Raw genomic sequence first — 9,278 nt, forward strand, 5'->3', positions numbered from 1 at the left:
TTCACATATGAATAAAGCTCGCGCGCAACAGCCCGAACGCCGGGCTCAGAGGGAAACAATCGGTCGGGATGCAGATCCAAGGGGCGGGGCATGATAGGAAAATCAATCCTTTAACGCAGTGAAACGGAAATTGCGAAAACGCGCCTCGCCCTTGCCCGCCGCATAAAGGCCGGGCTTGAGCGCGAGAAAACCGCCCCGCACATTGTGATGATAGCCCGACACTTCCATGCCGCGATCAAAGCGGTGCCAGGTCTGGCCGCCGTCGCTGCTGGTGTGGATGGCGATGATGTGGCGACGGTTGGTGATGCGCATTCGCAGGCGCTGGCCATAGGTGTGCGCGGGGCGGCCGCGCTCCATGCCATATTGATGGGTGACGAAGCGATCCTTGTCGAAACCCAGCCCCGCATAGAGCCGGTCGTCGTAAAACAGCACAAGACCCGCCGTGGCGCCGGGATCGATTTCTATATCGCATTCAAAGCGATAGGACGTGTCGCCCGCCGTCAGCAACAGCGGCGAGCCATCGACCGGCGCACTGCCCTTGGCGGTCAGATGCAGCACGCCATCGGCCACGCGCACCCGCGAGGCTTCATCGCGCGCAGGGCGGAAAAAGGTCCATTTGCTACCCAGAGCCAGGGGCGCGGAAAAATCATCCGACAATGCCATGCCATGGGGCAACGCCTGTCCGCCGCGCGGTTTGGGCAAGGGGCGCGAAAGATCTCCGCCCGTCATGCGCGGCCAACCGTCCCTGCCCCACACCACCGGATCGAGCAGGCATTGCCGCCCCAGCGTCCAGAAATTCGCGCGATAGCCATGATAGACCGCCCACCACGATCCATCCGGCGCATCGACCAGCGAGGCATGACCCCGGCACCACCACGCCTCTTTATCCGACACGGTGCGGACCAGCGGATTGCCCGGATGATGTTCCCACGGCCCATGGATCGAGCGCGAGCGCGCCGCGATCACCATATGGCCGGTGGGCGGGCCGGCCGTGCCGCCAACAGCGGTCAGCATGTGAAAATAATCGCCATGACGCAGGATCTTGGGGCCTTCGGGGCTGAAGCCCTCAACGTCCCATGTGTCGGGATAGCGCCACGGATCATAGACATGCTCGGGCGTTCCGGCCAGCGAGAGGCCATCCTCGGACAGGCGCACCCGGTCGCCACCCGAGAGGAACAGCCAGCGCGACCCATCCTCGCCTACGGCATGGCACGGGTCGATATGTTTGGGCAGGCCCAGCGGGACCGGATCGCTCCACGGGCCGTCAATATGGTCGGCCCAGATGACGAATGTATCGTTCTGTTCGGCCTTAACCGGGATGTAGAGGAAATAGCGGCCCTGATGCTTGACCAGACTGACCGCCCAGACTGCGCCGATGTTGCGAAAAAGCGCAGGTTTGCGCGGTTGCCAGTTCACCAGATCACGCGAATGCCAGATCGTCAGGCCCGGATAGGCGTCGAAGCTGGAAAAGGTCATGTAATAGTCCGCGCCGTCGCGCAGGATCGCCGGATCGGCCCGGTCGCCCGACAGGATCGGGTTCAGGAAAGTGCCATTGCCAAGATCAGGCGCGGCCTGATTGTCGAAACCCGGCGCGGGGGCGGCCTTAGCCTGAGCCGACAGACCGGCCAGCGTCGTCAGGCCGCCGGCCAGCAAGGCGGCGCGGCGGTCGATTTTGAAACTCATGCCTGTTTCACCAATCCCGTTGTTTGCGCCCAGTTCAGCCAAAGCTGGGGCCAGATCGCAACCGGCTTGCCCGCCGCATTACGCAGGCCAAAGCCATGGCCGCCCTGTTCGAAGAGATGGCATTCCACCCTTGCGCCCCTGGCCTTCAACGCATCGCGCAGCGCCAGCGTATTGCCCACCGGAACGGCTGGATCATCCTCGGCATGGAGCAGGAAATGCGGGGGTGGGTTGGCGGGAATATTGCGGTCTGGCGAATGGGCCGCCTCCTGCGCCGGGGTGGGATGATCGCCCAGCATTTGCTGGCGCGATCCGGCATGGGCCAGAGGGGGAGTCATTGAGATGACCGGATAGATGGGCGCGGAACAGAAAGGTCGCGCGGGCATCGCGTCCGCTGCGTCCATAGGCGCATAGGCACGCACATCAAAGCGCGAGGAGAGATCTGCGCACAAATGCCCACCCGCCGAAAAGCCCATAGCTGCCACGCGTGCAGGATCGATACCATATTGGGCCGCGCGGTGGCGGATCAGACGGATCGCGCGCTGGGCGTCGATCAGGGCGGTGTCGGGGCCGCTGGCCCATCCCTCGCCCGGCAGGCGATAGAAAAGGACGAAGCAGGTAAAGCCGCGCGCCGCCAGCCATCGGGCCATTTCATAGCCCTCGCGGTCGATCACCACGCGAACATAGCCGCCGCCCGGCGAAATCAGCACCGCCGCGCCATTGGGCTGTTTCGGGCGGAAAACCACCATCCGCGGATGCGAAATGCCATGGATGGCCCGATCAGGGTTGGCCGGGTCTTTCGACCTTTCGACGATCTCCTGCGTGATCGGGTGCAACCGCCCCGGCCCCACGCCGCCCGGCCAGAGCGAAATCACTTCTGGCGCATTGGGCAAATCGTCCGAAAGGGTGGCGGGCGAAGAGACCATCATTCCCTCCGCCCGCCATGAGGCTGCCCCCGCCAACAGGCTGGATGCCAGAAGCGTCCTGCGATCCATAATCATCGAACACATCCTTTATCCGGCCCCGTGCAGGGGCAGAAGTCTTAGTATTTCCAGCGGGCGCCGAACTGAATCGTGCGGCCGAAGTGGTTGTTTTCATAGTTACGCGTCGTTGCCGCATCGGTGTAGCGATAGCGATAGGTGTCGAGCAGGTTATTGCCATCCAGCGAGATTTCGATGCTGGGGGTCAGCTTGTAGCGCACCGCTGCGTCAAAGCTGGTATAGCTGCCGTAACCTTCGAACACGTTGCTGGTACCGCTGGTGCTGTCATTGAACGGCCCGCGATAGCTGAGCATACCGCGCAGGCTGAACTTGCCATCGTCATAATAAATCGTGGCGTTCCACGCGGTCTTGGACACGCCCAGCAGTGTTGCCGGATAGACCGACGTCACACCCACCAGCGTACAGGCCGAAGCAGCCGTGGCGCGGGTGCAGGGATTGGTGGCCGGGCCGGTGATGGTGTAATTGGCGTTCGACTTGATCAGCGTCACATTGCCCTGGAAGCCGATATTCTTCAATTTGCCGGGCAGGAATTTGAAGGGCATCTGCAATGCCAGCTCCATGCCCTGCAGACGCGCGCCGCTGCCGTTCACATTGGCCGTGATCTGATAGATCTGGTTCGGGTCAAAGTTGATATAGGCAGGCGAACTGGTCGGCAGCGCGCTTTGCGGCAGGCCGGTCGAGGCAAAGGTGGCCGCATAGCTGGACGAGATCGGGAAGCTGGCAATATCCTTCTGGAACAGCGCCAGCGAGACGACCGACTGCGGAGCAAAGTAATATTCGACCGCCAGATCGTAATTGGTGGCGCGATAGGGATCGAGCTGCGGGTTGCCGTAGCTGATCTTGTAATTGAACCCGTCGATCGAGCCGCCCGGCGTCAGATTGCCCAGCGTCGGGCGCGTCAGCACCTTGGCATAGGCGGCGCGGATAATGACCTTGGGATGCGGATAGAAGGCAAGGTTGGCCGAAGGCAGCCAGTCGTCATAGGTGCGCCCCACCGTCACGGTGTTGCCCGAAAGAATGCCGGTCGACTTCTGGCTGGTGCGGGCATAGCGCGTCCCCAGATTGCCGCCGAATTCCAGACCCAACAGGTTGCCCTTGAAATCAGCCTCCAGATAGCCGCCCGAAGTGGTTTCCTGAACCGCGCGCACGTTGCCGCTGTCCAGCGTGGGTGTGCGGCTGTACAGCTTGGTATAGGCGGTGGTGTTGGCCAGATTGGCCACGACCCAGCTGCTGGTCGTGCCCGCAGGCTGGCCCGCATTGCCCAGATTGACGGTATCGACCATGCTGCTGGTCACCGGGAAGCCATAGGTGGTGGACGAACAGGTCAGCGTGCCCAGCACAAGGTCGGCCCCGCTGCTGCCGCAAACCGCGCTGTCGCGCAGATAGGCCACCGAATCGAAGTTGAACCGACGCCACACCGCCCCGCCCTTCAGCGTGAAACCATCGGCCACTTCCCAGGTCACATTGCCCTGAACCGTCTTGAAACGGTTGGTGACATTGGAGGGACGGTCGCGGATTTCGGCCAGCTGGAACTTGGACGGATCGGTCACGCTGTCGCCATAGGAAATGACGGGCGAGGCCATGTTGCGGTAATCGTAGGAGAAGCCATTGGCGTTGCGATTGTCGAGCAACATGGTGGTTTCCACCGGAATATCCGCGTCCGACTTTGAAATACCGCCCAGGATCTTCACCTTCAGCTTGTCGGTGATGTCCTGATCCAGCGTCGCGCCCACCTGATAGAAAGTGGTGTTCGACTGGCGCAGATAATGTTCGGTGCGAACATAGGCATGGTTGAACGTGGCCGCGACCATGTTGTTGTTCGCGTCATAGACCGGGTTGACCACGTCGATCGACTTTTCGTTCGAACGGGCCAGCACTTCAAGCCACTTTTCCTCGCGATTTTCCTTGAAGCGCGAGAAGAGCGCGTCAATCGACAGCTTGGTGTGGTCGCTGGGCTTGAACTGGATCGAGCCGGTCAGGCCCAGACGCTCGCGTTCATGGCTGATCACGCCATAGCGCGGGATGCGCGGGTGGAACGACAAGCTCGCCTGATCGCAGGCGGTGCTCGGGCGATAATTGCCGCTGTAATTGGTGGCAACGCCGCCCGTGGCGCCGGGCACCGAATAGAGGCAGTTCGTGCCGTTGACCGAGTTGAAATAGGCCTGAGCCCAGCGCACCGAATTATTGCCCAGTTCGAGCGTGCTGGTCTTGGAATAGGCGGCCGAGACATTGGCGCCGAACGTGCCTTCGTCATTGCGCCAGCTCAGCAGGCCCGCCAAACGCGGCCCAAGGTTCTTCGACAGGTCGTTATAGCTGCCCTGAACATTGGCCACCGCCGTCAGGCCGGCCTTGCCGCCCAGCGGGTTGCCGGTGTTGAGATCCACCACCGCGCCCAGCGAACCTTCGTCAAGCGAAGGCTCGGCAGTCTTGTGCACGACCAGATTGGTGAAGAGTTCCGAGGCAAAGACGTTGAAATCGAACGAACGGTCGCGGTTGGCGCTGGCGCCGTCCGACGAGGTCGCCACGGTTTCAAGGCCGTTTACGCGAACGCGGGTGAATTGCGCGCCAAGCCCGCGCACGGTGATCGCACGGCCTTCGCCGCCGTCGCGCTGGATCGAGATGCCGGGAATGCGCTGAAGCGATTCGGCAAGGTTCTGATCGGGGAACTTGGCGATGTCTTCGGCCACGATGGCGTCAACGGCCGCCACCGAGTTCTTTTTCAGATTGAGCGCGGCCTCCAGCGAGCGGCGGAAGCCGGTGACTACAATAGCTTCGGGTGCGGGCGCATCGGCGCCGGGCGCGGTCTGCGCATGGGCGGGCGCGGCCAGCGCGGTGCTGGCTGCCAGAGCCAGACGCAAAGCGGTCAGGCGACGGGCGGCAAAACGTGTGACGGTATGAGGCATTATAACTCCCCCTTAAACTCCCTGAGAGCGACGATGCGCCCCAATCCTCAATCCATGCCCCAAGGGATTGCTACCGGTGTCATAAGAGGGAAACGCGAATCGCATTTCCACCGCCTTTTGCATCCAGATCCCTGCCCATTGGGGCCAATTTATTCTCACAAGATGTTGCTGATCAACGTTTTTGTTTTCCGTCGAAGGGAAACTCTTGTCCGATTTGGTAACCGGTGTCATAAGTCTTGGCATGAGGCCCCGGCCTCTGTCAAGAACCACCAACAATGAAGCCCCACAGGAGAGGCCCCGGTGACATTTTTGCCCATCCCCCGTTTGCGTCATGCCCGCCTTCTGCTGGCCACTGCGCTTTTGCCGCTGGCCGCGCCCATCTGGGCCGAAACGCCCAATGCCCCCGCCGCCGCCAATTTCGCCCATCCGGCCGACCCCACCAAGGGCGGTGCCGGAGGCCGAATCATCCGCGTGACCACGCTGGCCAAGGACGGGCCGGGATCGTTCAAGGAGGCCATCGAGGCCAAGGGCCCGCGCATCGTCGTGTTCGAGGTGGGCGGCGTGATTGACATGGGCGGCACCGAACTTGTCATCAAGGAGCCCTTCCTGACCATCGCCGGGCAAACCGCGCCCTCGCCCGTCACGCTGATCCGCACCGGCATTGACCTGCACGGCCATGACGTGATCATCAGCCACCTGCGCATCATGACCGGCGCGATGGACAAGCCCCATTTCTCGGGCTGGGAACCGGATGCCTTCTCAACGGTGGCCGCGCATAATGTGGTGATCGAACATTGCTCCTTCCTCTGGGCGATTGACGAAAACATGTCGGCCAGCGGCCCGCGCTTCACCGGCAAAACGGTGCAGGAGTGGCGCTCAGGCACCAGCCATGATGTTGTTTTCCGGGAGAACCTGGCCGCCGAAGGCCTAGCCTTTGCCAGCCATTCCAAGGGCGAACATTCCAAGGGTTCGCTGATCCATGACAACACCACCAGCATCACTTTCTACCGCAATGTCTGGGCGCATAATGTCGAGCGCAGCCCGCTGGTAAAGGGCGGCTCGCAGGTCGCGATGGTCAACAACATCATCTATAACCCCGGCCATCGCGCGGTGCATTACAATCTGATGGCGCTGGAATGGGCGGGCCATGATTACGTCACCGGCGAGATCACGGCGGTGGGCAATGTCATGCGCGGCGGCAACCAGACCGATCCGGGCCTGCCTTTCCTGATGCTGGGCGGCGATGGTGATCTGGCTTTCTATGGCAAGGACAATCGCGCGGTGGATCGCCATGGCCTGCCCCTGCCGATGTTCGGCCGCTATGGCGAGACTAAGGCGAAACTCATCACCTCGGACAAGCCGCTGGCCAAACTCGATGGCTATACGATCCTGCCCTCGGGCGATGTGGAAACCAGCGTTTTGAACACGGTGGGCGCACGGCCATGGGATCGCGATCCTCAGGATATTCGTGTGCTGTTCTTCGTGGCCGAAGGACGCGGCGACATTATCGACGATGAAAAGCAGGTCGGCGGCTATCCGCACGCCGCCGAAAAGCGCGCGCCTTTTGTCGAGGCTGCCTGGGATCTGACCACGATGACGCCCAAGAACGGCGCTTACCCGGGGCAGAAAGCGGGCCCGCAGGAAAAGCTGAGCGATCGCGACAAGGCGATGCGGCAGGGCGGCGTCTGATGTTGGCGGCGCTTTTGCTGGCCGCCGCTCCGCCGATGGCAATCATCGACGAGCGCGATGTGATGCGGCGCGAAGCCGTGCCGCATGGCGCCATCGGCATGTCCACCGCATGGCGGATCAGCGATGCCGCGCCCCAGCCCCGCCGGATGGAATTCCGGCGGCGCACGCTGGATGTGGGGGCCGCCATCGGCCTCCACATCATCGCCCATGATGAGGTGTATTACGTCCTGTCGGGTGAGGGAGCAGTGGAAAGCGACGGCCAGAAGGCTGCGCTGAAACCGGGCATGACCGCCTATCTCTATGACGGCGCGAATGTCGGTATCCGCCAGACCGGCAAGGAACCGCTGGCGCTGATTATCGCTTATCCGGTAAAGCCTTAGCCGCCCACCGCTTAACTGCCCGGCTGCACATAGGGAGCGGTCGCCCACATGGCCCGCTCCCACCCGCGCGGATCATTTTCAACGCGCGGATTTTCGCTCATCAACATCGTCGCGCGGGTCGACAGGCGATAGGGCGTCCAACTGCCCTCACCTGCTTTCGCCAATCGCACGAAAGCGCCTTGGAGAGCATCGCGCGTGCCCCGCGCATCGACGTCCGTACCGCTAAAGCTGCCCGGCGCGTCCAGCGTGCCGAAAATATAGGGAATATCATCGGTATGCGCCGCCCCGCGCAAAGGATCCAGCGGCGAGCGGCGGGTCAGACAGTAGACCCATGTTTTATCCGCGCCCGCTGCTGCCCGGGCATCGGCCTCGATCACTTGCCCTGGCCAACTGCGCCCCGCCGTTGTGGCCGCATAATAGACCTGCTCGGCGCTCCAGTCGGGATGATGGGCGCGATACTGCGCGATCACGTAGGCCGGATCGAGGTCAATCTTGACCTCGGCGGCCATGCGGCCTGCGACATTATCCCAATTCAGCCCCTGCAATTTCGGGCCCCGCGGGTCAAGAAAGGCCCGCGTTTCCTCGCTCACATTGCCAAGGATCATCGGAATATTAAGCGATTGCGGCGCCGCATCGGGCCAGAACGGATGGCGCGGCAGATTGGTCATATCCAGCACCGGCCCGAAATAGGCCGAGCCGCCCATGATCGGATCAACGGCCCTCAGCCCTTCAACAAACCGGTCGATGGAAAGATGGCACAAGGCCTCGACATCGCCCTGCGCGATTTTCAACTTATCGAAAAAGGACCGCGTGCGTGCCCACGCATGAGCCGGACCGCTGGCGACAACCTGCTGGCCGCTCATCGTCGCGGCGGAATGGAACAGACCGCGCGCAGCGGGCATGGCCATCAACGTGGCGATCTTGGCCCCGCCGCCCGATTGACCAAAGGTGAAAACACGCGAGGAATCGCCGCCAAAATAATGAATATTATGCCTGATCCATTGCAAAGCGCAGATCAGGTCCAGTTGCCCCAAATTGCCACTGTCGGCAAATTGCACGCCCAAAGGTTGCAGCCACAAATAACCCAGCGCATTAAGCCGATGGTTGACCGTGACCACCACCACATCGCCCTGCTCGGCCAGATGCTGTCCATGGGTCAGCGGGTCGGTAGCACTGCCGGTGGTATAGGCGCCTCCGTGGAAATAGACCATGACGGCGCGGGCGGCTTTGGGGTTGGCCTCCGGCGTCCAGATGTTGAGGAACAAGCAATCTTCCGATTGCGGCTGATCACTCAACCCACGCTGGGGGCAAATAGGTGCGAAATTTGCGGCCGGGGTCTTTTCGGCTGCCAGAGGCTCGATCTGCGGCGGAGCGAAGCGGGCTGCGCGCGCGTATCGGATGCCCTTGAACGCCTGCACCGTGCCTTCACGCAGCCCTTGATAGCCTGCGACCTGCGGATCACGGGGTTTGGCAAAGGCGGGCACGGCGACCATGGCCGCCGCGCCCGCGATCACGCCCCGACGGGTGGGATTACCGCCGCACATCGCCCGAATTGCCTGTAAACCCGTCCACTTCCTCACGCGATAGGCGGAGCCAGTCGCCGTGGAGGGAGTGTTTGAGGGCAT

General features: G+C 62.2%; 6 protein-coding genes. 2 read left to right on the forward strand and 4 right to left on the reverse strand.

Annotated elements, in window-relative coordinates; genetic code table 11:
* Positions 1 to 102 precede the first annotated feature (102 nt).
* Genes FHW96_RS25575 through FHW96_RS25585 form a run of 3 tightly spaced genes read right to left on the reverse strand, consistent with a single transcriptional unit; the run spans position 103 to position 5,584 of the window.
* Positions 103 to 1,683 carry a family 43 glycosylhydrolase gene (locus FHW96_RS25575; protein ID WP_172343388.1) on the reverse strand — a complete coding sequence of 527 codons (1,581 nt, stop codon included), beginning with the start codon at positions 1,681 to 1,683 and terminating at the stop codon, positions 103 to 105.
* Positions 1,680 to 2,681, reverse strand: a complete 1,002-nt coding sequence (locus FHW96_RS25580) for an alpha/beta hydrolase (protein WP_172343389.1) — start codon at positions 2,679 to 2,681, stop codon at positions 1,680 to 1,682. Before FHW96_RS25580 ends, FHW96_RS25575 begins: the two co-directional genes overlap by 4 nt.
* A 41-nt stretch (positions 2,682 to 2,722) precedes the next feature.
* The gene (locus tag FHW96_RS25585) at positions 2,723 to 5,584 is read right to left on the reverse strand and encodes a TonB-dependent receptor (RefSeq protein WP_172343390.1); all 2,862 of its coding nucleotides are present in this window, start codon (positions 5,582 to 5,584) and stop codon (positions 2,723 to 2,725) included.
* 366 nt (positions 5,585 to 5,950) lie between these two features.
* Between FHW96_RS25585 and FHW96_RS25590 the strand changes: the two genes are divergently transcribed.
* On the forward strand, positions 5,951 to 7,273 hold the full coding sequence (locus tag FHW96_RS25590) for a polysaccharide lyase family 1 protein (RefSeq protein ID WP_253951272.1): 1,323 nt from the start codon (positions 5,951 to 5,953) through the stop codon (positions 7,271 to 7,273).
* Positions 7,273 to 7,653, forward strand: coding sequence for a cupin domain-containing protein (locus FHW96_RS25595; RefSeq protein WP_172343391.1), 381 nt, complete (start codon positions 7,273 to 7,275; stop codon positions 7,651 to 7,653). Before FHW96_RS25590 ends, FHW96_RS25595 begins: the two co-directional genes overlap by 1 nt.
* Before the next feature lie 11 nt (positions 7,654 to 7,664).
* Here FHW96_RS25595 and FHW96_RS25600 read toward each other — a convergent pair whose 3' ends face one another.
* The gene (locus FHW96_RS25600; protein WP_172343392.1) at positions 7,665 to 9,197 is read right to left on the reverse strand and encodes a carboxylesterase/lipase family protein; all 1,533 of its coding nucleotides are present in this window, start codon (positions 9,195 to 9,197) and stop codon (positions 7,665 to 7,667) included.
* Positions 9,198 to 9,278 lie beyond the last annotated feature (81 nt).

Origin of the sequence: Novosphingobium sp. SG751A, from assembly GCF_013149295.1 — a bacterium.
Classification (GTDB): Bacteria; Pseudomonadota; Alphaproteobacteria; order Sphingomonadales; family Sphingomonadaceae; genus Novosphingobium.

Bases quoted from the DNA above. Each gene is read 5' to 3' on its own strand.
- FHW96_RS25575 (WP_172343388.1), bottom strand. From the start codon at position 1,683: ATGAGTTTCAAAATCGACCGCCGCGCCGCCTTGCTGGCCGGCGGCCTG.
- FHW96_RS25580 (WP_172343389.1), bottom strand. From the start codon at position 2,681: ATGATTATGGATCGCAGGACGCTTCTGGCATCCAGCCTGTTGGCGGGG.
- FHW96_RS25585 (WP_172343390.1), bottom strand. From the start codon at position 5,584: ATGCCTCATACCGTCACACGTTTTGCCGCCCGTCGCCTGACCGCTTTG.
- FHW96_RS25595 (WP_172343391.1), top strand. From the start codon at position 7,273: ATGTTGGCGGCGCTTTTGCTGGCCGCCGCTCCGCCGATGGCAATCATC.
- FHW96_RS25600 (WP_172343392.1), bottom strand. From the start codon at position 9,197: ATGTGCGGCGGTAATCCCACCCGTCGGGGCGTGATCGCGGGCGCGGCG.